Genomic DNA, 22,089 nt, shown 5'->3' with positions numbered 1-22,089 from the left:
CTGGCGTTTCCACGTGGGGAGCTTGTTCTGAAGTTGAGTGTACGTGGGTTTGTCACCATCTGGAGCAGAGTCGTAGAGTCCGAGTGCGTGGTTGTACACTTCCCGACAAATGTTGATGTGTCTGCGAGCTTCACTCGCTACACCGTCGGTCATGTACACGCGATACTTGAACGTCTGCTCCACTAACAGTATCTCGGGGTGCGGGTCACTTGAACATTCGGTTTAAGTCGGGCGATTGTCGCATTCATCCACGGGTACAGTGACCCGTGGGATTCTGCTTGTTAGCATTTAAATTGACGGCTTTCTTCGACCCAGATATGAACAGTAAGACCGACTCAATTTTTCGACGGCGGTTCCTGAAAACGGCGCCGGCTGTCTTGCTGGGTTTTACGGGGTGCATCGGATTTGGATCCGACGAAACCATTGAGGAGATACCCTCGGGAGACTACGGCGGGAGGGCCAACGTTGAGGCGATGCGGACGATAGGACAAGACGGTCCCGATGTCCGCGTCGATCCAGCGGACGGGTACGAGCGATTGCAATCCGCCCTGAACGAGCTTGGATCAGACCCAGGCGTAGTTACAGTCGGTCCGGGGACGATCGACGACGTGGACGACAACATCGTTGTCCCGGCCAACACGCGTCTTAGCGGGGCAGGGACTGACTCAACGACACTCGCGATCGCGGATGGGACGGATCTCGACTTAGCTGGCCTAATTCGGGTCGAGGGCGACGATGTCGCGGTGTCGGACCTAACCGTCGACGGTAACCGCGCCAACGTCTCCGACAACGGGGAGGAGTACGGCCTCTACAGTTCGGGTACGGAGAACCTGCTCGTCGAGCGCGTTCAGATTCGTGATTGTCCGGGATACGGGTTCGATCCCCACCGAAGTGGAGATTCCCCTGGACGGAATCTCATGATCTCGGACTGCGTATCGGTCAACAACGGCCTTGATGGCTTCACAATCGCAGGGATCGAAAGCTGTACGATCAGCGACTGTCGCAGCCACGATAACGACCGCCACGGGTTCAACCTCACCGACGATGTCGGGGCCGGTGTGACTCTCGATAATTGTGAGTCCCACGAGAATGGGGCCTGCGGGATGGTCGTACAGAACGGGTACCGCGATGTAGCTATCGACGGGGGCGAGAGTAGTACGAATGGTGAGTCCGGGGTTCTCGTTGGTACCGGCGGCGGCGAGGCCTCGCAAGTCCGGATTGACGAGGTGACGATCGCAGAGAACGGGTCCTATGGAGTACAGATCCGGGGTTCAGAGCAAATTTGGCTATCCGTTCTGAGCAGAGCCAACGCCCGCGAGGAGGGAAACGCCGAGATATCTATCCAAGAGACCGACCAGCCGTCTACCGATATCTCGGTTGTACGGTCGACGCTCGAAGTCAAGGAGGCTAGCTTCGGCATTGACGAACGAGATGGAAACGGACCGACAACCGTGGTCGGAACCGACGTCTCGGGCGACCCTTCGACGCCGATCAACCTCAGTCACCCCGATTCTACAAGTGTATCAGATCCGTCCTAGTTGAATCGACGAGACTGTTGTTTTAATTCTGTTTTCGCTGCGGCGCTGACCCATCTCCAAAGAGGCCGTCTAAAGAGTACAACGAGAGCTCCACGGGTTTCCGAAAATGTCCGTTTTCGGCTTTCGTAAATCTTCGATTGGCTCAACACCTGGCCCGTGAGTGAATCGCGTCCGCTCCTCGTCATAATCCACGGTTTTATTCCGCATCAACTCGTTGAATCTGATAGGAACTCACCGTTAACAACCGCTCAAAACCCACGCACTGAAACATGGTAAGACGTGGTGAGACGGGTGGTGTCGAGCCATCGTAAAGTGGCTGGCCTGCACGGACACGAACGGCGTGTTCGGGTGTTACTGGTTACATGCGACCAACCGGGAGCGCGACGGGAATCAAAGATTCACACGCTTTACCGCCCGATTCTGGGCGTGATGTGTCTCTGCGAACGCCACGGGCCACCCGACCTGTGGTACTTTACCAGACACGCACCATCGATCCTGCACAGTCCGAGCCGATTTACAGAGAATCTGTTAGAATCAGCGTGCAAGATGCAGAGGATGTATCTCGCAATCAAAACTCACGGAACTGATAGAGCGGATGTAGCTAACGATTGCATCAACACGGAGGTACAGAACATCAATATCACCATTTGGGCCTCCAGTAGGAACTTGAAACTCATCGTGGCCGCAATCTCGACACCACTCTTTGAAGAGGCCGCACTCACCGTTCTTCAATCGAACCACCTGGGCCTCCTCGTCACCCAGACCACCTATCCAACGACGATTTCCCCGTGCCCCGTCACCGTCACCGACTGCTCCTCGTACTCGAACGCGACCTGGATACCCGCCTCCGTTCCTGAAGAGAGGAGCGTATCAAGAGCATCCGGATCGGTTACCGCGTAGAGGGGTTCCATCTCCATGGGTTCCTCACCGATTACCGCGGCAACCACCCCAACAACCGTTATCGAGAGCGGGCTATCGCTCGTCCAGTCGTGCTGGGCGTGGTACGTCTCCGTGATCGGATCGTAGCCGAAACGGTCCGTGCTGTCGGTCAGTATCAGACTTGAGGTCATTACTCCAGGGAAGGAGCACCGACGACCTAAGGAGGTATGCTGACTGGTCAGCGTACGGCCTTCCCCGACTCTTCGAACAACTGCTCTAAGACGGTGTTCTCGGCCGATCGAAGGTGTTGATTGAAGGTTTGACGGGTGATCCCCAGCCGCTCGGCAAGTTCATCACCGATGCTCTTGCGGGGCGTCTCGAAATACCCGCTATAATATGCCGTCTGCAATGAGGTAAACTGCCGTTCGGTGAGCACGTCTTCGACGATGTCGTAGAGGAACCGCGGCGAGTACTTGAGTTCCTGTGACTCTAATCGGATATCTGGATACACTTTTCGGGCGGCCTGTACGGCTGTCCTCGATTCCACATCTCCTGGCACTTCAGCCGTGAGGAGAGGGCCTGCAGCACCGTTAGTCTGGAACAGGGATTTCACCTGTCCTCCTAACTCTGCAAAGACGAGCGACACGGTCGGCGCTTCGACGTGGACCTCAACCTGGCACTCATCGGCGCTCGACTGAAGCAGTCGGGTGTCTTCAACACCGTACGCCTGGCGGAACACGTCGCTCAACCCCTTTGCCGAAATGCCCCTCCCGGTGATGTACTCGAGGGCCGACCCGTCTTGGAGTCGAACGACTTCGTCAACGTCGATGCGCATGTCACCGTCAGCTACGTCGAGTAGCGGGCTGAATAACTGCGTGGAAGAGAGTTCGAGCACCCGGCGTTTGTCGCTCGTCAGTTTGTCCTCGCGCTCTTTCAACCGGGTTGTGTCCTCGAATCCCACGACAATATATTCAACTGCTCCATCTTCATTTAACACGGGTGCCGAATTGCTCGATAGCCAGCGTTCGGTTCCGCTCGGGAGGTCGATCCAGTGTTCGAAGCCGTAATCGGGTTTTTTTGTCTCTAGAACGCGGGTCACGGGGTGCTCGTCCTTGCTGACAGGCGTGCCGTCGTCGTGATAGATCTTCCACTCCGGCTGGCGGTAGGTTCGAGAGGTAATCTCGTCACGCTCCAGTTCAAGCGTTTCTTCAGCCCGTTCGTTTGCGAAGGAGATCTGTCCGGACGGCTCGACCACCACGATACTAATCGGACTGGCTTCAAGGATTTTCTCGATGATCGTACGCTCGGCATTGCTCAGCGTTAGCATCGCGTGGGCATTGGTCGCGTTTACCGACGACCCCTCATCTGGATGTGATCGCCACCAGACCCGGGCGTTGGCCCCTACCTTCTTCGTTTTCAATTCATCACTGCTCGCCAACTTCTCTAGACGTTTGTAGACGGTACGTCGAGCCGCGTCAAGCGAGTTTGCCACCTCTGGGGTCGTGAGTGGCTCAGAGGGGTCGTCGCGGCGGTCGAAGACGGCCAGCGTTTCGGCATAGACATCTCCCGAAGAACCTGATGATGACATAGACGTCCTAAGCCAAGGCATGCGTATAGCGGTTCCGTCGATGGCACTACGGAACTGATGGCTTCACCCGGGTCACTCCCTAGAGGTCTTGGCAATCTTCTTAATGGTCAATACGCGCTGTGTATTCAGCAAAGCCCACAAGATATCCTCAGTTTCTGTCAGTAGTGAGGTTCGAGATACAGAGGTTGTATGCAGCGCTCAGTTTGTGTCACCTACTAAGGGATTCAACAGAGCCAAATAATAATATAACGACATGTTTAATCGACTAATATGTGGTCCCCGAAGGAGCTCACAGCCGCATTCAAAGGTGTTGCTTATCAAAGGATCCGTGATTGGCTCAGACTGCTCAAGTTCGGAGCCTATGTAATCATCTGGATCACCAGCTTCATTCTTGTCGGGACCCCCATCGAAACCGCACTTGTTGAAAATCACCAGGGTGGCCTTCTTGTGGCAGTGCTAGCAGCGACAGTCATCTTCGTGCTTGTTATATATTTAAAACGAATTGTCTTGATGAGGGTCGACTGAGCGATGATACATCGCTGGCTCAGCACAGTGTATTATTGACTCCGCATCAGATAGCGGTAGCTGTGGTCTTACACGGTCTCCGCTACGGTCCAACAGCTGACATCAATCGCGTACAAGATACGCACTGTGTATTCAGCACAACTGCTACGATGTATCACTAAGCGTTTCTACAAGGCGATCGCACCGGTGTTTTCGGCTCTCGGAGCACCGAAACCGATTTTTCCGATCGCATCCGAACAATCCTATGGCAGAGGCGCTCGTGTGTTATCGGTGCGGAAATCAGTATCCAGCAGTCCGTCAGCGCTGTGATTGTGGAGAACCACTCTGGTACAGCACCAGCCCTATTGAGAGCAGTCTGTCTCTTGACGGCGTCTCTCGATCGATGTGGGCATACGCGCCGTGGTTACCCGTCGATCGGCCCGTACGGGGGATCGCCGCGGACGTCGGTGGGACGCCACTGCATCGACTCGGGGCAGCCTCCGGAGGATTGACGATGTATCTCAAAAATGAAGGGCTGCACCCGACTGGGAGTTTCAAAGATCGCGGCAGCGCTGTCGGAGTGACCGCTGTTGCAGACCGGGGAACCGGGGCGATCGCAACCGTCTCCCACGGTAATATGGCGATGAGCACTGCGGCGTGTGCGGCCGGGACACCACTCGACTGTTACGTGTTCGTCCCAAGCGATATCCCGACCGAGCGGATCGAGCAGATCGGCCAGTTCGGCGCAACGATCGTCCGCGTTGAAGGGCCCTACGGAGAGTTATACGAGCGATCACTCGAACTTGAATCTGATCACAACGTGACATTCGTCAACTCTGACTCACCGCTTCGGACCGCTGGACAGAAAACAACGGGCATGGAAATCGCGAGCGAGTTCGCGACCCGCCCCGGGTTGCCGTCCGCGTCAGACGCGATCGTGTTACCGGTCAGCTCCGGCGGCCACGCCAGTGCGACGTGGAAAGGCCTCTGTGAGCTTCGTGACGCAGGGCTCATCGAGAGGATTCCGCGGTTGTACCTCGTCCAGGCGGCCGCGTGTGCGCCGATCGCTCGCGCGTACGATCGCAGCGAGCCCACTGTCACGGCGTTCTCGCCCGATGAGGTCGGGGAGACGATCGCGTACTCGATCGCGAACGCCGATCCGCCGAGTGGGACACGCGCACTCACCGCCGCGCGCAAAACCGAGGGGGCCGTCCTCGCGGTCAACGATGAGGAGATTCGAGACGCAAAAACTCGACTGGCCCGTGAGTTCGGTATAAGCGTCGAATCGTCGTGTGCGACGACACTTGCTGCGGTCGATCGGCTAACCGAAACTGGCGAACTCGGGACTGACGAGCATGTCGTGCTCGTCGGAACTGGATCGGGGTTCAAAGAGCTGACAGCCGGTTCGGGGGGTTCGACCGCCCCGACAGACGTCTCGATCGACGATATTGCGTCGGTATTTGACGATCACGAGCGATCGTGATCGATGTTCAACCACCTCACTGGGAACTCCGGCGATCGACCGAGTGAGAACCGTGTTTGTGTGTCCGACACATACTAACATGCGAAGCCCATACCGGCCCCAATGGTTCAGGAGGTCGCGTTCCGGCTCATCGTGGCTGTGATCCTCATCATCGCGCCAACGCTTCTGTTCCTCGGGCTCTGGCACGGGCTGCAGTACATGCGTGACGAGCGGCTAATCGAACAGATCTACGGGGATACACCAGGCGGTGCCCGACCACCCCAGTTCGATTTTTCCGTGTTGTTTTCCAACCGCGACCCAGCGACTGGTGAGGATGCCAACCACGCGTGTGTATACTGTGGAAAACCCACTAATCGGAAGATGTGTCAGCGCTGTCGCGATCAGTACCTGTGACCGTTGGCCAGTGAGCTGAGGGACAACAGTTCGAATGCCGATACAATCCCACTCAGTAAAAAGACCCGCATAACAAAAGTAGCAGAGCGTTGTACTGCTGCCTATGCGCCCGCTTACCGGCCGCGTGACGATCGATGCCCCGATCGAGCGCGTCTTTTTATTCATGAATCGCCCGGAAAACCAAGCCCGTATCACCCCGGCACTCTCACATGTGGAGGCGCTCGAAGTCCTCGACAACGGTGGCAAGCGCGCCTCCTACGTCTACTCGATGGGACCGGTTGAACTCACCGGCGAGGTGCGGGCTATCGAGTTCGAACCCAACGAGCGTATCGTCTTCGAGATGACCGGCGATCTTTCGGGAACGATCGAGTGGATGTTCGAACCGGCTGGCCAGACAACTGTAGACGATGAGGCGACAGCCAACGGCAAGGATGCCGATCGGACAACCGTCACCTACAGCGCCGAGTACGATCTCCCGACGGTCCTGTCGCTACCCGTCGTCTCCGACATCGTCGATCAAGCAGCAACGCCGTACAATCGCCGACAGCTAGAGGCAACGCTATCGAATCTCAGACAGCAGGTCGAAGCCGACGAAGAGAATCGCTGAGGTCGCTACAGGAAGTCTTCGATCGCGTCAGCAACCTCTTCGGGGGTGTCCCCAACCGGGACACCAGCATCGTTGAGCGCGTCAATCTTCGAGTCGGCGGTGCCGGTCCCAGAGCCCGACACGATCGCGCCGGCGTGGCCCATCCGCTTGCCCGGCGGCGCTGTTCGCCCGGCGATGAAGCCGGCCACGGGCGTGTCCATGTATTCGGCGATGAACTTCGCCGCCTGCTCTTCGTCCTCGCCGCCGATCTCACCACACATCACGACCGCGTCCGTCTCGGTATCCGCTTCGAACGCCTCCAGCGCGTCGATGAACGAGGTCCCGATGATCGGATCGCCGCCAATCCCGATCGCGGTCGTCTGTCCGATCCCGCGATCAGTAAGGTTTGAGACGACCTGGTAGGTCAGCGTGCCCGATCGCGAGACGAGCCCAACGTTCCCCGATTCGAAGATATTGCCTGGGAGAATCCCGAGTTTTGCCTCCCCAGGCGTGATAATTCCGGGACAGTTCGGCCCAAGCAACCGGGTGTCGACCTCAGAGAGGCGTTTGTTGACCTTCGCCATGTCCTGGGTCGGGATGCCTTCGGTGATCGCGACGACGAGGTCCAGATCGGTGTCGAGCGCCTCGAAGATCGCGTCCCCGGCGAACGCCGGCGGCACGAAGACGACAGACGCGGTTGCGTCTTCGGCCTCAACGGCCTCGTCGACGGTGTCGTAGACTGGAACGCCATCGACGTTCTGGCCGCCCTTGCCCGGCACTGCACCCGCAACGACGTTCGTGCCGTACTCGAGCATCTGTTGGGTGTGGAACTTGCCCTCACCGCCGGTGATTCCCTGTACAACCACTCTGGTATCGTCATCGACAAAGATGCTCATTGGCTGACCTCCTTCGCGTTTTTGACTGCACGCTGGACGGCTTCTTCAAGCGTCGCTTCGACCTCGACGAGATCGGTGTTCAGAATCTCCATGCCCTCTTTCGCGTTCGTGCCCGCGAGGCGGACGACGACCTTCTTTGGGATCTCATCGAAGCTCTCGAGCGCCTCGTTGATACCTTTCGCGACCTCGTCGCCACGGGTGATCCCGCCGAAGATGTTGAACACGACCGCGTCAACGTTCTCGTCCGAAAAGACCATATCAAGCGCATTCGTCACGCGTTCGGCCTTCGCACCGCCGCCGATATCGAGGAAGTTCGCGGGTTTTCCACCGTAGTAGTCGACGAGATCGAGTGTCGTCATTACGAGTCCTGCCCCGTTGCCGATAATCCCGACGTTGCCCGAAAGTCGGACGTAGTCGAAGCCGTACTCGCCGGCTTTTCGTTCGAGATCGCTCTGATAGGAGTCCTCCTCCATCTCGGCGAGATTGGGGTGTCGAAACAGCGCGTCCTCGTCGATGTTCATGACCGCGTCAGCGGCGATCACGTCGTCGTCCGCGGTGATCATCACCGGATTGATCTCGATATCTGCGGCGTCGTTGTCGACGTACAGTTCGTACAGCGTTGAGAGAATCGACGACACCTCTCGGGCGTATTCGGCTGGAACGCCAGCGTCGTAGACTGCCTTCCGCGCCTGGTACGGATGGAGACCAAACGCGGGATCGATGTGTTCCTGGGCGATCGCGTCCGGATCCTCCGCAGCAACTTCTTCGATGTTTACGCCGCCTTTCGTCGAGACCATGGCGACGGGTTTGCCTTCTCCGCGGTCCATCGTGACGCCAACATAGTACTCATCGACGAAGTCGACGCCCTGTTCGACGAGTACTTGATTGACGGTGTAGCCTTTCAGGTCCATTCCGAGGATCCGATCGGCCTCCGCGCGAGCCTCCTCGACGTCTGAGACGATCGCGATCCCGCCGGCTTTGCCCCGGCCGCCGACGTGGACCTGCGCTTTGATCGCCGCCGGAAAGCCGATCGACTCGACAGCTTCGACGACCTCGTCGACGCTTCCAGCCAGCTTCGAGTCGGGAATCGGGATCCCAGCCTCGGCGAAGATGCCTTTCGCCTGATATTCGTGTAGCTTCATCTACCTACAAACGGGGCAGTTACGGGCTTAAATCCCAACGATTCGCCGTGCAAAGAGATGGTAACATATCGCAGTGCAACAGCGTGGAATCGGTCGGCTGATCAGTCAATCGACATCGAGACCGACACATCTCGCCACGAATCCGATCGACGTTTATGTACTCCGCCTGCGTAGCAGCGCGTATGCGCGCAGTCAGATTTCACGAACACGGCGGACCGGATGTATTGACCGTTGACGAGATCGATCGCCCCAGCGCGACCGGCCATGATGTCATCGTTGCAGTCCACGGCGCGGGTGTCAACCCAGTTGATACGTATTTCAGGGAGGGCTCATACGAGCCGTTCACACTGCCGATGATTCCCGGCATCGACGTCGCCGGGGAAGTCGTGGAAGTAAGCGAGTACGTCGAGGACTACGAGGTGGGCGACCTCGTCTACGGGACTGGAATCGGGAAAGACCACTACGGCGGGTACGCAGAGTACGCCGCGGTCCCGGTCGATCGGCTCGCCAAACTCCCAGCTGGTGTCGATCCGGTCGCTGCGGGAGGGGCTGGTGTCGCGGCGGTGACTGCCTGGCGGGCACTGATCGACCACGCCACTCTGCAGGTCGCAGAGACGTGTTTGATCCACGGCGGCTCCGGCGGGGTCGGCCACGCGGCGGTCCAACTGGCTGCGGCAGCGGGTGCACACGTCATCACCACAGGCCGCCCTGAGTACCACGATCGACTTACTGATCTAGGCGCCGATGACGTATTCGACTACAGGCGTGCGGATCTCGATGACGCGATCGTTGAGGCAAGCGACGGCGGCGTCGACGTAATTCTCGATCACCGGATGCACGAATACCTCGGCTTCGACGCAACAGTCGCCGCTACCGGCTGTCGGGTGGTCGGAATCGGTGAAAAGGGCGCAGAAGTCGGGTTCCCACAGTCGGCTGCCGCCCGATCGAAAGACCTCCAGTTGACGATGATGAGCATGTTCAACACGCCGGATTTCCGCGTGCCGCTCTCGGGGTTGGCGTCACTGATGGGCGACGGCGACCTGTCGATCGAGGTTGCCCGTACCTACGACCTCGACGAAGCGGCCGAGGCTCAGCGAGCGGTGCTCGAGGATAGCGTCCTCGGCAAGTTGGTGATCACGCCGTAACAGTCAGACGCGTCACAGCAGTTATAGCAGTCAAAAAATACCGATCGCCTGCACGATAATCGACCGCAAAACGATCGCCCGCAGTATACTCGATCGACGACGCTACAGGAACGACTCGCGCAGGAACTCAATATACTCCACAACACCGAAGTACAGCGTGATCGCGAGCACAACTGGGACCACAACTGCACTGACGAGGACCCAAATCGGCGCGATCGACGCGCCAAGCGGCGATCCCTCCGAGAGTTCGGCTTTTGCCCCGTCGGCGTACACCAGCCCAACGAAAATCGAGAGCAACATCCCGCCGAGAATAAGGAGGATGTTGTTCGCGAACTTGTCGTACAGATCGAGGTACGTGAGATCGAGCGCGGTCGGGATGCCGATGACGAAGATACTCGCCGCGATCACGATCGTCGCAGGCGTGCGCTCGATATCGGTCGAGTCGATGACGAACGAGACGACGACTTCGAGGATACTGAACGCGCTCGTTAGCGCGGCAATTCCGAGCATAATGAAGAAGACGGCACCGATAAGGTTGCCCGCCGGCAGTTCAGCAAAGGCGGCCGCGAGACTGATGAACACCGCACCGGCCCCACCCGAGCCGGGTTCGATACCCTGTGTGAACAGGAACGGGAAGACCACCAACCCGGCGAGGAATGCGATCGCGGTGTCGATCACGACGATGTACCCGCTGTCTTTCAGAAGGCTGCGATCCTCACCGAGGTAAGACGCGTAGGTTATCATGACGCCCATGCCGAGAGAAAGCGTAAAGAACGCCTGCCCGGCCGCGTCTGGAAGAATTGAGAAAAAGTTCCCCGTGAGATACTCCATGTCCGGCGAGAGGTAGTACGAATACGCTGCAGACGCACCGTCGAGTGTCGCGCCGTAGGCAGCAAGTACGACGAGAAGCACAATAACACTCGGAACCATCACCTTCGCGGCGCGTTCGAGTCCGTTTCGGATCCCGAGTGCGACGATGCCAGCGACGATCGCCATGAAGACGAAGTCAAATGCAACGGTGTCCCATCCCATCGCAACGTCGAGGAAGAATGCCTCCGAGTCAGCGACGTATCCGCCAGTGAGGCTGCCGATGATGTACTGGATCACCCAGCCGCCGACGACGCTGTAGTACGAGAGGATAATTAACCCCGCAAGCGCCCCGAGACCCCCAATAAACTTCCACGCCGGCTTGCCTAACGCATCGAACGCGCCGATCGGGTTGCGCTTCGATCGCCGGCCAATGACGAGTTCAGCCAGTAACACTGGCAACCCGACAACTGCAACCAATCCCAGATAGACAACGAGGAACGCCGCACCCCCTGCCTCGCCCGTCAGGAACGGGAACCGCCAGATGTTACCGAGGCCGACGGCGCTGCCCACCGCCGCGATAATGAATCCAATTCGTGTCGCCCATGACTCTCGTGATGCCATTGGCTCCCACTACTCTATTCATCGTTCATAAGCCTGACCACTTGATTCCGCGAAATTTTTGTAACAAATTATCATTTTCTTTGGTTAATTTGACAATCAAACGTCAACATATGCCGCTGTGGCAGTTGACTCTACACAGATGCTGCAAGAGAATACGACAGTTGTCGAACCACACAACAGCCGATTGCGGAACGCTTTTGCCGCATCTGGTACTCGGTTACGGACAATGACGGGTGGTTCGCGGTGACGATGGACGATCGGATCGAGGACCTTCGAAACCGACGTCGAGCCGCCGAGAAGGGTGGCGGCGAGGATCGAATCGAATCCCAACACAAAAAGGGCAAAAAGACCGCCCGCGAGCGGATCAACTACTTCCTTGACGATGGGACATTCCACGAGTTCGATCAGTTCCGAACCCACAGGAATCACAAATTCGGTATGGAGGAAGAACAGCTTGCTGGCGACGGGGTCGTAACCGGCTACGGTGAGGTCAACGGCCGCACTGTATTCGTCTTCGCACACGACTTCACTGTGTTCGGCGGTTCGCTGGGGGAGGTTTTCGCTGAAAAGGTGTGTAAAGTGATGGACAAAGCGATGGACGTCGGCGCTCCCGTTATCGGATTGAACGACTCTGCGGGCGCGCGGATCCAGGAAGGTGTGGCCTCCCTTGCCGGCTTTGCGGAAATCTTTCGACGAAACACCGAGGCCAGCGGCGTGATTCCACAGATTTCGGCAATCATGGGCCCCTGTGCCGGCGGTGCGGTGTACTCGCCGGCGATCACCGACTTCATTTTCATGGTCGAGGAGACGAGCCACATGTTCATCACCGGTCCAGACGTTATTGAGACCGTCACCGGCGAAGAGGTCTCTTTCGAGGAACTCGGCGGCGCAGTCACCCATTCGTCGACCTCGGGTGTGGCACACTTCGCTGAACGCTCCGAAGAACAGGCACTCGACGAGATTGCGCTACTTTTGTCGTACCTTCCACAGAACAATGTCGAGGACCCACCCCGGGTCGAACCGTGGGACGATCCCGATCGCGAGCCAGATCGACTGTCAGAGATCGTCCCTGACGAGCCCCGAAAGCCCTACGACATGACCGACGTGATTGACGCGGTGTTCGATGAGGGCTCGTTCCTCGAAGTCCACGAGAACTTCGCGAAGAATATCGTGGTCGGATTTGCCCGGCTAGACGGCCGATCGGTCGGCGTCGTCGCAAACCAACCGCGAGTTAATGCCGGGACGCTCGACATCGAGGCATCCCAGAAAGGCGCACGATTCGTCCGATTCTGTGACGCGTTCAACATCCCGATCGTCACGTTTGAGGACGTGCCCGGGTTCATGCCGGGGACCGATCAGGAACACGGCGGAATCATCCGTCACGGCGCGAAACTGCTGTACGCGTTCTCGGAGGCAACTGTGCCGCTTTTGACCGTCATCACGCGGAAAGCCTACGGCGGCGCGTACTGCGTCATGTCCTCGAAACACATTGGCGGCGATGTCAACTACGCGTGGCCGACTGCCGAAATCGCCGTAATGGGGCCGAAAGGCGCGGTGAACGTGTTGTATCGCCGCGAACTTGCGGACGCCGACGACCCGGATGCGCGCCGACAGGAACTCATTGACGAGTATAGAGCCGAGTTTGCGAACCCCTACACCGCCGCGGATCGTGGCTTCGTTGACGACGTGATCGAACCGCCAGAAACACGCAAACGGCTGATCGATGATCTCGAGATGCTCATGAGCAAGCGAAAATCGATGCCCGAAAAGAAACACGGCAATATCCCAATCTGATGTCGCCCGGAACGATCGCACCCGAAGAAATCGAGGGCGTCAGCCAGATCGACGGGCTCGATGCGGCCACCGAAGACGAGGCTGCAGCGGTGATAGCAGCGATCGCCGCCCACATTCGCGATCTGGAGCTCGCGGCCGCTGCGGCCGACGAGGAGCCAGAATCGTGGGAGGGCAAGCGGTGGAGCTTCGCCGGCCGAATTGCGTTGATTGATGGGGGAACGAATCGCCGCGTCCCGCGATCAGCGCCCACAGATGCCTGGACCGCGAGCGGGCGTCGCGACCGGTTCTAGACGTCCGATCGCGGTCTCAAACAACGATCTGCTCGATCGGCACCGGTCATCGTGGATCGATAAAGTCAGGTATCCCGTTCGAGAAACGTTCGACAATGTTCAGTAAGGTTTTGGTGGCGAACCGCGGGGAGATCGCGGTACGGGTGTTTCGGGCCTGCGAAGAGCTCGGCATCAGGACCGTCGCCGTCTACAGCGAGGCCGACAAACACAGCGGGCACGTCCGCTACGCCGACGAGGCATACAACGTCGGTCCCGCGCGCGCGGCGGACTCATACCTCGATCAGGAGTCGATCCTCGAGGCGGCCCGGAAGGCCGGCGTAGACGCGATTCATCCCGGATACGGCTTCCTCGCAGAGAACGCTGCGTTCGCGGCTGCGGTCGAGGAGAGCGAATTCACGTGGGTCGGCCCCGCTGCGGCGGCGATGGAGGCGCTTGGGGAGAAAACGAAAGCGCGCGCGCTCATGAAAGAGGCGGACGTGCCGGTCGTGCCAGGAACGACCGAACCGGTCGAATCATCCGAGGAAGTCAAAGCGGTTGCCGAAGAGTACGGCTATCCCGTCGCGATCAAAGCCGAGGGTGGCGGTGGTGGCCGAGGGCTGAAAGTCGTCCACGACGAGTCAGCGGTCGAAGAGCAACTCGAAACCGCAAAACGCGAGGGGGAAGCGTACTTCAATAACGCCTCGGTCTACGTGGAAAAGTACCTCGAGTCGCCGAGACACATCGAAGTCCAGATCATCGCCGATCATCACGGAAACGTCAGACATCTCGGCGAGCGTGACTGCTCGCTGCAGCGGCGTCATCAAAAGGTGATCGAGGAGGCACCCTCGCCCGCGCTGACAGATGATATGCGCGAGCAGATCGGCGAGGCCGCAAAGCGCGGCGTCGAGGCTGCGGAGTACACAAACGCCGGAACTGTTGAGTTCCTCGTCGAGGAGGGTGCTGGTGACGACGACGGTAATTTCTATTTCATGGAAGTCAACACCCGGATCCAGGTCGAACACACCGTGACCGAAGAGATCACAGGACTCGACATTGTGAAGTGGCAGCTTCGGGTTGCTGCGGGTGAGGAGCTGTCTTTCGCGCAGTCCGACGTCGAGTTTGACGGGCACGCGATCGAGTTCCGGATCAACGCCGAAATGGCCGACAAGCAGTTCGCGCCGGCAACTGGCGGGACCGCAGAGACGTACGACCCGCCGGGCGGAATCGGCGTCCGGATGGACGACGCGATCAGACAGGGCGACGATCTCGTTACGGATTACGACTCGATGATCGCGAAGCTGATCGTCAGCGCAGGCGATCGAGACGAGTGTCTGGCCCGCTCGGAGCGAGCGCTCGCGGAGTTTGATATTTCGGGATTCCCGACGATCATCCCGTTCCATCGGCTCATGCTCACTGACGAGGCATTTATTACCGGCGCGCACACGACAAAATACCTCGACGAGGAGCTCGATCGGACCCGGATTGCCGAGGCGGTCGAGCAGTGGGGCGACCGCACGTCAGCGACTGAAGATGACGATGAGGATGAGGAGGTGACAGAACGCGAGTTCACCGTCGAGGTCAACGGCAAGCGCTTCGATGTCTCGCTCGAAGAGCGTGGCGCGCCGCCGCTGCCGTCGGGCGCAGGCGGAGCGAGCGGTCGACAGACTCGACCGCCGCAGGCACAAACGACTGAAGAAGAGGACTCTGGCGGCTACGAAGGGGCCGGTGACACAGTGACTGCGGAGATGCAGGGGACGATCCTCTCAGTCGAGGTCACAGAAGGAGAGGAGATCCAGCCCGGCGACGTCGTCTGTGTGCTCGAGGCAATGAAGATGGAAAACGATATCACGACAGAGCGCGGTGGGACCGTGACCGAGGTCACAATCGCCGAAGGAGACAGCGTCGACATGGGCGACGTGTTGGTCGTGATCGAGTAACGCGGCTGAATACTACACTATGGCACTCAATCGCTTCCGATCGCTTTCGAACCGTGCAATCTCCCCGTTCGTCGCTGCGGCCGATCGCCTGGGACTGACTCCAAACGCAGTCACCGCCGCCTCGATGGTGGTGGCCGTCCTCGCGGCCGTCATCCTCTGGACCGCCCGGAACGACCCGTCGTGGTACCTGCTTGGCGGGGCGTTCGTTCTGTTGAATGGGTTCCTCGACGTCCTCGACGGCGCGTTGGCGAGACAGACAAACAGCGAAACCGCTGCCGGTGATTACCTCGATCACGTAATCGATCGCTACGCCGACGTGGTCATCCTTATCGGGTTGATCGCGAGTGTCGACCAGTATGCGATCGGCATTATTGCGATCGCTGGCGTCCTGTTGAACGCCTACCTCGGGACGCAGGCGCAGGCGGTCGGGCTCGGACGGATGTATGGCGGGCTTATCACCCGAATCGAGGTGTTGTTGCTCATCGGCGGAGTGAGCATCGCCGCGACCTGGGTGACGGCCACGTATGGAGGGCTGACGATCGTCGGATGGCTGTTGGTCTTCTTTGCGATCGCGAGCAACGGGACCGCCTTACAGCGCGCTCGCCGATCGTGGATGCTGCTGCAGGACGACTGAGCGGCTTTTGAGAACGACGGACGCTTGGTAACGGCTGAAGATTCACAGCCAGTTTCGGCTCACGTATTCGAGTTTCACATCAGATTGCTCGACGTACCTAGAGAGTTCGTGGACGATGTCACTAACTTTTCGGGCAGAAAGTGTCTGATCCTCGCCTGCTCGACGTTTTCGTCAGCGAGGATACGATAGCCCATTAGCCACGCACATCGTCAGGATCGGTCGTCAGGTGTTCGTGTGCTTCGATCGCGGATTCTCGCTGGCGTTCGATCGTACGCATTTCTTCGGGATGATCATGGTAGTAGGTGAGTGCCCGGTAGACGTCAGCCACGTCGAGATCGTGGCGATCGGCAACCGTTCTCGGATCGAGGTCTCGCTCTTCGACCTGTTCTTTGATGAACTGAACTGTAATCCGACGGCCCTCCAGGTGTGGCTCGTCGTGAAGTTCATGGACGATCCGTCTCGTCACCTGACTCATATCGGATGGTACATCGCCATGATATTTGAACGTCCGGACTGGGCTATGCGGGCTCGAGTTTCCCGGCAAATGTCTGGAACTCGATCGTCTCCTCGGGGATGTAGAACGTATCGGTACAGAACTCGTAGTTGTTCTCCGGGGTTTCGCCGTTCCACAGGAGATACGCGAAGTCATCGTAGATGATCGTCTCCTCGACGGTGATTGTCGCCTCCGGGTGGTCGAACTCGTCGAAAAACCCCGAAAACAGCCCTCTGATCTCTTCGAGACCACTGAACGTCCCCATGTTCGTGACGATTGTCGAGTCGTCGTCATAGTCGATCATGACCGCTTCGAGGTCCTGTGTGCCGAACGCGTCGAGGTGCTGTTCGAGCACGGCTTCGGTGTTTGACATGATTCATCATACCATGATCGCGGAAGGCTGATAATCGTTTCCCGGGTGAGCGAGCGGCTACCTCCAGAATCAGGCTGCTGCAAGTGACTCAAAACTTTCGGCGGCAGTTCGGGTGCCTTTTGCGATCAACACGTCGCCGGCCTCGATCGTCTCGTCCGCGTCGCCGACGAGGATCCATCCAGTCTCGGGACGGCGGATCGCAATGACCGACATCGTCGAATCGGTGTCTGGAACGCCTGAGGCCACCGCAGTTCCGTCGAGGCTGCTCGCAGGTTCGACCTCGATGCGGGTGATGATCTCGTCGCTCTCTTCGACGGCCATCTGGATAACTGGGTGGACGCCGATCTCTCTGATCACGCCCTCGCTGATCTCGACCGCGGCGTCGCTTATTACCTCTGTCGAACTACCGAGGTGGATGAGTCCCCGCAGCGCGACCGGGTCCGGTGCGTCCGCGGCCGCCTGGAGCGTCCACGCCTCGAAGCGCGACTCCATCGCGTCGACCTCGATTTCGATGTTTCTGACCTCTTCGGCGAGTGCCTCGCTGTTGAACAGTACGCTGCTGTATGCCAGATCGACCGCCAGCTCAGAGAGGTTCTTCATGTGAAGAATAGTGTTGACTGCCCGTTCGAGATCCTTAATCTCGGGGACATCAACTGCGGGTGGTTCGTACGCGTTGCCGGTCAACGACTCGTATACATCGGTCATCCCAACTTCGGGGCCGCGAAGGAACGCCACGTCTGCGGCTTCGATCTGCGTGTCCCGTCCTGGGTTTAACAACCAGTCATCGTCGCGGCGCAGCGCGATCACCCGAACGCCGGTCTGTGATTCGAGGTCGATATCGAGGAGTGTCTGGCCTGCGTACGGCGAGTCGGTGGCAACAGTCCCTTGAACAAGTGTTTCGGTGGCCTCGGGGAGCGCTGCGCGCATCGACTCGGGGAGCCCAATGTCGTCGAGGACGATCTTTGCGATGTCTCCGGCCGCGTCGCTTATCATATCGGCTGCCGAGACGATACCCAACACGGGCGCGAGTTTTTCAGTATCGTCGGGGCTGCGAGCAGCCATCATGAGCGACATCCGCGCGCGCATCTCGAGAACGTCCATCCGCGCTTCAAGCCGTAACACCTCCGTCGCGAGGGCCTCATTGCGGTGTAACACCGCCGAGTACGACAGGTCGATGAGTAGCTCCGCCGTGTCTTTCATTTCGACCAGCACGTCCTTGACATTCGTCGGTTTGTAGGAGATCGCGGGCGAAGACGAATCCCTGTCGAACAGTTCCATACCGAATCTCTCACCGGGCAAGAAAAAAAGCCTTCCCGCCGGCGAGCGCCGCTTCTCACCGCATTGGTACTTCCCACAGCGATCGCGATCGCAGACCCACGCCCATTTAGTATCGGCGATCGAACCGACAGCAATGGCCCCAATCAAGGATAGCGTGCACGACTACATCTCGTTGGATCCGCTCGCAGAGGCACTTGTGGATACGCCCGCGTTTCAGCGCTTGCGCCACATCAAACAGCTATCGACGGTCAGATTGGTGTATCCCTCGGCGAACCACACCCGCTTCGAACACAGCCTCGGCGTCTATCATCTCGCCGATCGCGCACTCACGCATCTCGAAATTGAGGACGATCGCTGCGAGCACGTCCGGGCGGCCGCCCTGTTGCACGACATCGGTCACGGCCCGTACGGCCACCAGACAGAGGACCTCATCTACCGTCATACCGGCCGCGATCACGACGAAATCACAGACCTGCTGAAGCCAGACCGACCGCGGCCGTCGGACGAACGAACGGTTGGCGAGGTGCTCGAAACCCACGGAATTGACCGCGATCGCGTCGCAGCACTCGTTCGCGGAGAGGGTGAGTTGGGGCAGGTGGTCTCGGGTGAACTCGACGTCGATCGAATGGACTACCTCGTTCGGGACGCCCACCACAGCGGCGTCCCCTACGGCACGATCGACCACGGCCGACTCCTGCGGGCGTTGGGGTTCGTCAACGGCGAACTCGTCCTCGAGGCGGGCAACGTGCAGACCGCAGAGAGCCTCCTTCTGGCCCGTGCGCTCATGAACGGGACCGTCTATCGACACCACGTCTCCCGGATTGCCGGGGCGATGCTTGAGCGGGCCTGCGAGCAGTTGGTCGACGACGACGCGGGGCCGTCGATCGAGCACTTTCGCCGGCTGTCCGATCACGACCTACTCGTCGCCCTGCGAGAGCACGTTCCGGCGCTCGGCCGGCGGATCGAACGCCGGCGGCTCTACAAGCGAGCAGTCTGGATCGGGATCGAATCCGTGCCCGCGGGGATCATGGCGTTCGACAGGTCCGAAGAACGCGACGCCGAACGGGCGATCGCCGAACAGGCAGGCGTCCCCGAAACCGAGGTGATCGTCGACATTCCGCCACGACCGCAGATCAAAGAGTCCGCGACGCGTGTCGTCGTCGACGGCGTCGTGCAACGGCTTGAGGACGCCTCCGAACTCGTTGGCGCGCTCCGGGCGGCCGAGCGTGCGCAGTGGCGGCTTGGCGTCTACGCGCCTGAAGCATCCGTTGATTCAGTTCGGGAGGCGGCGATCGACCAGTTCGGGCTCGCAGTCACCAAGTGAGTTGAGAACAAATAGTGAGCTGAGAACAAATCCAGCGCGGGCGGATCCTTTTATCCTAAGCCGTCCCAACGAGTGACAATGGCCACGATCAAAGACAGCGTTCACGACCACATCGACGTGATGGGCGTGGCCGAGGCCCTCCTCGACACCCCGGCGCTGCAGCGCCTGCGTCACATCAAACAGCTCGGGACGGTCCAGCTCGTCTATCCCTCAGCGAACCACACCCGATTCGAGCACAGCCTCGGCGTCTATCATCTCGCCGATCGCGCGCTCGATCACCTCGGCATCGAGGGCAAACACGCCGATCGGCTGACCGCAGCGGCGCTGTTACACGACGTGGGCCACGGGCCGTTCAGCCACAACATCGAATCGTTGACCCACCGCTATACTGGAAAATACCACGACGACGTCACCGAACTGCTCAGACAGGGGGAAGTTGGTGACGTCCTCAGAGAGCACGACCTCGATCCGGACTACATCGCGGGATTGATCGCCGGAGAAGGAACATATGGACAGTTGGTCTCGGGCGAACTCGACGTCGATCGAATGGACTACCTCGTTCGGGACGCCCACCACACCGGCGTCCCCTACGGGACGATCGACAGCGAGCGGCTCATCCGTGAACTCCGGTTCGTCGACGGTGAACTCGTTCTCGACGAGGGGAACGTCCAGACCGCAGAGAGTCTCCTTTTGGCTCGGGCGCTCATGAATCCGACCGTCTACACCCACCCGGTCGCCCGAATAAGCAAGGCGATGCTTCGACGAGCCAGCGAGCGGCTGCTGGAATCGACCGATACCACCGCGGCACAGCTTCGACGAATGGACGATCACGATCTGCTGGTTGCGCTGCGACACACCCCAGAGACTGAGACGTTTGCCCGGCGGTACGACACCCGCGACCTCCTCAAGCGGGCGATCTGGGCAGAGATGGACGCGGTTCCAGATTCGATCGTCGATGCCGATCGCGCCCGTCTCAGTGAACTCGAAGAGACGATCGCCGATCGGGCCGATGTGCCAGAAACCGACGTCGTTATCGACGTGCCAGCCCGCCCGTCGATGCGCGAGTCGACCTCGCGGGTGATGGTCAACGGTGAGGTTCGATCGCTCGGCGAGCAGTCTCCGCTCGTCCAGACGCTTCGGATCGCACAGGAGCGCCAGTGGCGTCTCGGTGTGTATACCACAGCAGCGCAGACCGATCGGGTCGGGCGGATCGCCGCGGCCGAGCTCGGAATCGACAGCGGCGAGGGACTTATCAGCGAGATCACCCACCACGGCGTGCAGGCTCGCGTCGACGAGTTCGATGGATGAGGGCACGGCGTACGGTCGCACTTGAATGAGGAGACGGTCCTCCGTGAGGTTGAAAACCACAGCCCGTGAGATCCGCGTATGAACGTGGAGGGGACGATCCTCGCGGGTCCAGAGTTTGAACCGATCGAGGGACGGGTCATCGTCGAGGATGGGATCATCACCGCCGTCGAGGAGACCGAGACGGCCGCAGAATCGATCGTGTTGCCGGCGTTTGTCAACGCCCACACCCACATCGGCGACTCGATCGCCAAAGAAGCCGGCGCGGGGCTGTCGTTGGACGAGCTCGTCGCGCCGCCGGATGGCCTCAAACATCGCCTGCTTCGGGCAGCCGATCGAGAGACCAAAGTCGACGCAATGCGGCAGACGATTCGACTCATGGAGGCGACCGGAACCGCGGCGTTTCTCGAGTTTCGCGAGGGCGGCGTCGAGGGCATCAACATGATTCGTGAGGCCGCAGACAGGAGTGATGTCGAGGCGATCGTGCTCGGCCGGGAAACCGAGGCCGCGATGCACGCTGCGGACGGCTTCGGGGCGTCTGGTGCACGCGACGGCGATTTTGATCAACTCCGCAACGCAACACGGCGGGCGGAGAAAATGTTCGCCATCCACGCTGGCGAGCGAGACGCCACGGACATCAATGCGGCGCTTGATCTCCGCCCAGAGTTCGTCGTCCATATGGTTCACGCTGAGGAACTTCACCTCGATCGCCTCGAAGACATGGGAACGCCGGTCGTTGTCTGCCCGCGGTCGAACCTCGTGACTGACGTTGGATTTCCACCGATCGAATCGCTCTGTGAGCGGACGACCGTCGCGCTCGGCACTGACAACGTCATGACCAACAGCCCGTCGATGTTCCGGGAGATGGAATTTCTCGCAAAGCTCACTGGCCTCTCGGACGCAGAGGTGCTCGCGATGGCAACGAAACACGGCGCGGCGCTTGCCGATCGCAACTACGGTGTGATCGAACCCGGCCGTGAGGCGAAGCTACTTGAACTCGACAGAACCTCGGACAATCTCTCATATGTCAAAGATCCCCGGAGAGCGGTCGTTCGGCGGGCCGGACAGGCAGATATCAAACGCGTCCATCTTTGAGC

At 59.4% G+C, this 22,089-nt stretch carries 22 protein-coding genes; 13 read left to right on the top strand and 9 right to left on the bottom strand.

Features of this window, described 5'->3' with window-relative positions; translation table 11 throughout:
• Nucleotides 1–183: helix-turn-helix domain-containing protein (locus E5K03_RS17395; protein ID WP_205742986.1), on the bottom strand; the 183-nt coding region annotated here is incomplete at its 3' end.
• Between the two features lie 134 nt (nucleotides 184–317).
• On the opposite strand from E5K03_RS17395, the gene E5K03_RS10605 reads away from it, so the two are divergent.
• Nucleotides 318–1,538, top strand: a complete 1,221-nt coding sequence (locus E5K03_RS10605) for a right-handed parallel beta-helix repeat-containing protein (protein ID WP_138006827.1) — start codon at nucleotides 318–320, stop codon at nucleotides 1,536–1,538.
• Nucleotides 1,539–2,305: 767 nt separating this feature from the next.
• On the opposite strand, the gene E5K03_RS10595 is transcribed toward E5K03_RS10605, so the two are convergent.
• Nucleotides 2,306–2,608, bottom strand: a complete 303-nt coding sequence (locus tag E5K03_RS10595) for a HalOD1 output domain-containing protein (protein ID WP_138006825.1) — start codon at nucleotides 2,606–2,608, stop codon at nucleotides 2,306–2,308.
• Nucleotides 2,609–2,655: 47 nt separating this feature from the next.
• A complete protein-coding gene (locus E5K03_RS10590; RefSeq protein ID WP_138006824.1) occupies nucleotides 2,656–4,005 on the bottom strand; it encodes a helix-turn-helix domain-containing protein in 1,350 nt (449 codons plus the stop codon).
• 270 nt (nucleotides 4,006–4,275) lie between these two features.
• Here E5K03_RS10590 and E5K03_RS10585 point away from each other — a divergent pair, with 270 nt between their 5' ends.
• From E5K03_RS10585 to E5K03_RS10570, 4 genes are all read left to right on the top strand, one after another.
• Nucleotides 4,276–4,530 carry a hypothetical protein gene (locus tag E5K03_RS10585; RefSeq protein WP_138006823.1) on the top strand — a complete coding sequence of 85 codons (255 nt, stop codon included), beginning with the start codon at nucleotides 4,276–4,278 and terminating at the stop codon, nucleotides 4,528–4,530.
• Between the two features lie 244 nt (nucleotides 4,531–4,774).
• Nucleotides 4,775–5,992 (top strand): threonine synthase, encoded by a 1,218-nt coding sequence (locus E5K03_RS10580; protein WP_138006822.1) that lies wholly within the window; start codon nucleotides 4,775–4,777, stop codon nucleotides 5,990–5,992.
• Between the two features lie 102 nt (nucleotides 5,993–6,094).
• Nucleotides 6,095–6,385 (top strand): hypothetical protein, encoded by a 291-nt coding sequence (locus E5K03_RS10575; RefSeq protein ID WP_138006821.1) that lies wholly within the window; start codon nucleotides 6,095–6,097, stop codon nucleotides 6,383–6,385.
• Between the two features lie 103 nt (nucleotides 6,386–6,488).
• A complete protein-coding gene (locus E5K03_RS10570; RefSeq protein WP_138006820.1) occupies nucleotides 6,489–6,992 on the top strand; it encodes an SRPBCC family protein in 504 nt (167 codons plus the stop codon).
• A 5-nt stretch (nucleotides 6,993–6,997) separates the two neighbouring features.
• Here the strand turns inward: E5K03_RS10570 and sucD are convergent, their stop codons facing one another.
• A complete protein-coding gene (gene sucD / locus E5K03_RS10565; RefSeq protein WP_137199213.1) occupies nucleotides 6,998–7,867 on the bottom strand; it encodes a succinate--CoA ligase subunit alpha in 870 nt (289 codons plus the stop codon).
• Nucleotides 7,864–9,009: an ADP-forming succinate--CoA ligase subunit beta gene (gene sucC, locus E5K03_RS10560; protein WP_138006819.1), complete on the bottom strand. Its 1,146-nt coding sequence runs from the start codon at nucleotides 9,007–9,009 to the stop codon at nucleotides 7,864–7,866. Before sucC ends, sucD begins: the two co-directional genes overlap by 4 nt.
• A gap of 182 nt (nucleotides 9,010–9,191) precedes the next feature.
• Here sucC and E5K03_RS10555 point away from each other — a divergent pair, with 182 nt between their 5' ends.
• Nucleotides 9,192–10,154: an NADPH:quinone reductase gene (locus tag E5K03_RS10555; protein ID WP_138006818.1), complete on the top strand. Its 963-nt coding sequence runs from the start codon at nucleotides 9,192–9,194 to the stop codon at nucleotides 10,152–10,154.
• Nucleotides 10,155–10,256: 102 nt separating this feature from the next.
• On the opposite strand, the gene E5K03_RS10550 is transcribed toward E5K03_RS10555, so the two are convergent.
• Complete coding sequence (locus tag E5K03_RS10550; RefSeq protein ID WP_138006817.1) at nucleotides 10,257–11,585, bottom strand: sodium-dependent transporter; 1,329 nt, start codon at nucleotides 11,583–11,585, stop codon at nucleotides 10,257–10,259.
• Nucleotides 11,586–11,834: 249 nt separating this feature from the next.
• On the opposite strand from E5K03_RS10550, the gene E5K03_RS10545 reads away from it, so the two are divergent.
• From E5K03_RS10545 to E5K03_RS10530, 4 genes are all read left to right on the top strand, one after another.
• Complete coding sequence (locus tag E5K03_RS10545; protein WP_138006816.1) at nucleotides 11,835–13,379, top strand: acyl-CoA carboxylase subunit beta; 1,545 nt, start codon at nucleotides 11,835–11,837, stop codon at nucleotides 13,377–13,379.
• The gene (locus tag E5K03_RS10540; protein ID WP_240730003.1) at nucleotides 13,379–13,669 is read left to right on the top strand and encodes an acc operon protein; all 291 of its coding nucleotides are present in this window, start codon (nucleotides 13,379–13,381) and stop codon (nucleotides 13,667–13,669) included. Before E5K03_RS10545 ends, E5K03_RS10540 begins: the two co-directional genes overlap by 1 nt.
• Nucleotides 13,670–13,764: 95 nt before the next feature.
• Entirely contained in the window at nucleotides 13,765–15,585 is a 1,821-nt protein-coding gene (locus E5K03_RS10535; RefSeq protein ID WP_138006815.1) for an acetyl-CoA carboxylase biotin carboxylase subunit, read from the top strand.
• Nucleotides 15,586–15,604: 19 nt separating this feature from the next.
• The gene (locus tag E5K03_RS10530; protein ID WP_138006814.1) at nucleotides 15,605–16,219 is read left to right on the top strand and encodes a CDP-alcohol phosphatidyltransferase family protein; all 615 of its coding nucleotides are present in this window, start codon (nucleotides 15,605–15,607) and stop codon (nucleotides 16,217–16,219) included.
• Between the two features lie 193 nt (nucleotides 16,220–16,412).
• Here E5K03_RS10530 and E5K03_RS10525 read toward each other — a convergent pair whose 3' ends face one another.
• The 3 genes from E5K03_RS10525 to E5K03_RS10515 form a co-directional block, all read right to left on the bottom strand.
• The gene (locus E5K03_RS10525) at nucleotides 16,413–16,694 is read right to left on the bottom strand and encodes a DUF433 domain-containing protein (RefSeq protein ID WP_137199221.1); all 282 of its coding nucleotides are present in this window, start codon (nucleotides 16,692–16,694) and stop codon (nucleotides 16,413–16,415) included.
• 43 nt (nucleotides 16,695–16,737) lie between these two features.
• Entirely contained in the window at nucleotides 16,738–17,085 is a 348-nt protein-coding gene (locus tag E5K03_RS10520) for a nuclear transport factor 2 family protein (RefSeq protein WP_138006813.1), read from the bottom strand.
• Nucleotides 17,086–17,154: 69 nt separating this feature from the next.
• Entirely contained in the window at nucleotides 17,155–18,363 is a 1,209-nt protein-coding gene (locus tag E5K03_RS10515; protein WP_138006812.1) for a potassium channel family protein, read from the bottom strand.
• Between the two features lie 133 nt (nucleotides 18,364–18,496).
• Here E5K03_RS10515 and E5K03_RS10510 point away from each other — a divergent pair, with 133 nt between their 5' ends.
• The 3 genes from E5K03_RS10510 (at nucleotide 18,497) to E5K03_RS10500 (ending at nucleotide 22,087) form a co-directional block, all read left to right on the top strand.
• Entirely contained in the window at nucleotides 18,497–19,687 is a 1,191-nt protein-coding gene (locus tag E5K03_RS10510) for an HD domain-containing protein (RefSeq protein WP_138006811.1), read from the top strand.
• 78 nt (nucleotides 19,688–19,765) lie between these two features.
• On the top strand, nucleotides 19,766–20,995 hold the full coding sequence (locus tag E5K03_RS10505; protein ID WP_138006810.1) for an HD domain-containing protein: 1,230 nt from the start codon (nucleotides 19,766–19,768) through the stop codon (nucleotides 20,993–20,995).
• Nucleotides 20,996–21,073: 78 nt separating this feature from the next.
• Nucleotides 21,074–22,087, top strand: coding sequence for an amidohydrolase family protein (locus E5K03_RS10500; RefSeq protein WP_138006809.1), 1,014 nt, complete (start codon nucleotides 21,074–21,076; stop codon nucleotides 22,085–22,087).
• The last annotated feature ends 2 nt before the right edge of the window (nucleotides 22,088–22,089 follow it).

The organism is Halalkalirubrum salinum (assembly GCF_005543295.1).
Classification (GTDB): Archaea; Halobacteriota; Halobacteria; order Halobacteriales; family Haloferacaceae; genus Halalkalirubrum; species Halalkalirubrum salinum.
Note: the sequence above shows the minus strand (reverse complement) of the source record. Positions and strands in the feature narration are given on the sequence as shown.

Excerpts from the sequence above, each read along its gene's own strand:
- E5K03_RS10535 (WP_138006815.1), top strand. The coding sequence starts at position 13,765 with ATGTTCAGTAAGGTTTTGGTGGCGAACCGCGGGGAGATCGCGGTACGG.
- E5K03_RS10545 (WP_138006816.1), top strand. The coding sequence starts at position 11,835 with ATGGACGATCGGATCGAGGACCTTCGAAACCGACGTCGAGCCGCCGAG.
- E5K03_RS10550 (WP_138006817.1), bottom strand. The coding sequence starts at position 11,585 with ATGGCATCACGAGAGTCATGGGCGACACGAATTGGATTCATTATCGCG.
- sucC (WP_138006819.1), bottom strand. The coding sequence starts at position 9,009 with ATGAAGCTACACGAATATCAGGCGAAAGGCATCTTCGCCGAGGCTGGG.
- E5K03_RS10515 (WP_138006812.1), bottom strand. The coding sequence starts at position 18,363 with ATGGAACTGTTCGACAGGGATTCGTCTTCGCCCGCGATCTCCTACAAA.
- E5K03_RS10605 (WP_138006827.1), top strand. The coding sequence starts at position 318 with ATGAACAGTAAGACCGACTCAATTTTTCGACGGCGGTTCCTGAAAACG.
- E5K03_RS10555 (WP_138006818.1), top strand. The coding sequence starts at position 9,192 with ATGCGCGCAGTCAGATTTCACGAACACGGCGGACCGGATGTATTGACC.
- E5K03_RS10505 (WP_138006810.1), top strand. The coding sequence starts at position 19,766 with ATGGCCACGATCAAAGACAGCGTTCACGACCACATCGACGTGATGGGC.
- E5K03_RS10585 (WP_138006823.1), top strand. The coding sequence starts at position 4,276 with ATGTGGTCCCCGAAGGAGCTCACAGCCGCATTCAAAGGTGTTGCTTAT.
- sucD (WP_137199213.1), bottom strand. The coding sequence starts at position 7,867 with ATGAGCATCTTTGTCGATGACGATACCAGAGTGGTTGTACAGGGAATC.
- E5K03_RS10595 (WP_138006825.1), bottom strand. The coding sequence starts at position 2,608 with ATGACCTCAAGTCTGATACTGACCGACAGCACGGACCGTTTCGGCTAC.
- E5K03_RS10540 (WP_240730003.1), top strand. The coding sequence starts at position 13,379 with ATGTCGCCCGGAACGATCGCACCCGAAGAAATCGAGGGCGTCAGCCAG.
- E5K03_RS10580 (WP_138006822.1), top strand. The coding sequence starts at position 4,775 with ATGGCAGAGGCGCTCGTGTGTTATCGGTGCGGAAATCAGTATCCAGCA.
- E5K03_RS10525 (WP_137199221.1), bottom strand. The coding sequence starts at position 16,694 with ATGAGTCAGGTGACGAGACGGATCGTCCATGAACTTCACGACGAGCCA.
- E5K03_RS10500 (WP_138006809.1), top strand. The coding sequence starts at position 21,074 with ATGAACGTGGAGGGGACGATCCTCGCGGGTCCAGAGTTTGAACCGATC.
- E5K03_RS10510 (WP_138006811.1), top strand. The coding sequence starts at position 18,497 with ATGGCCCCAATCAAGGATAGCGTGCACGACTACATCTCGTTGGATCCG.
- E5K03_RS10575 (WP_138006821.1), top strand. The coding sequence starts at position 6,095 with ATGGTTCAGGAGGTCGCGTTCCGGCTCATCGTGGCTGTGATCCTCATC.
- E5K03_RS10590 (WP_138006824.1), bottom strand. The coding sequence starts at position 4,005 with ATGTCATCATCAGGTTCTTCGGGAGATGTCTATGCCGAAACGCTGGCC.
- E5K03_RS10520 (WP_138006813.1), bottom strand. The coding sequence starts at position 17,085 with ATGTCAAACACCGAAGCCGTGCTCGAACAGCACCTCGACGCGTTCGGC.
- E5K03_RS10570 (WP_138006820.1), top strand. The coding sequence starts at position 6,489 with ATGCGCCCGCTTACCGGCCGCGTGACGATCGATGCCCCGATCGAGCGC.
- E5K03_RS10530 (WP_138006814.1), top strand. The coding sequence starts at position 15,605 with ATGGCACTCAATCGCTTCCGATCGCTTTCGAACCGTGCAATCTCCCCG.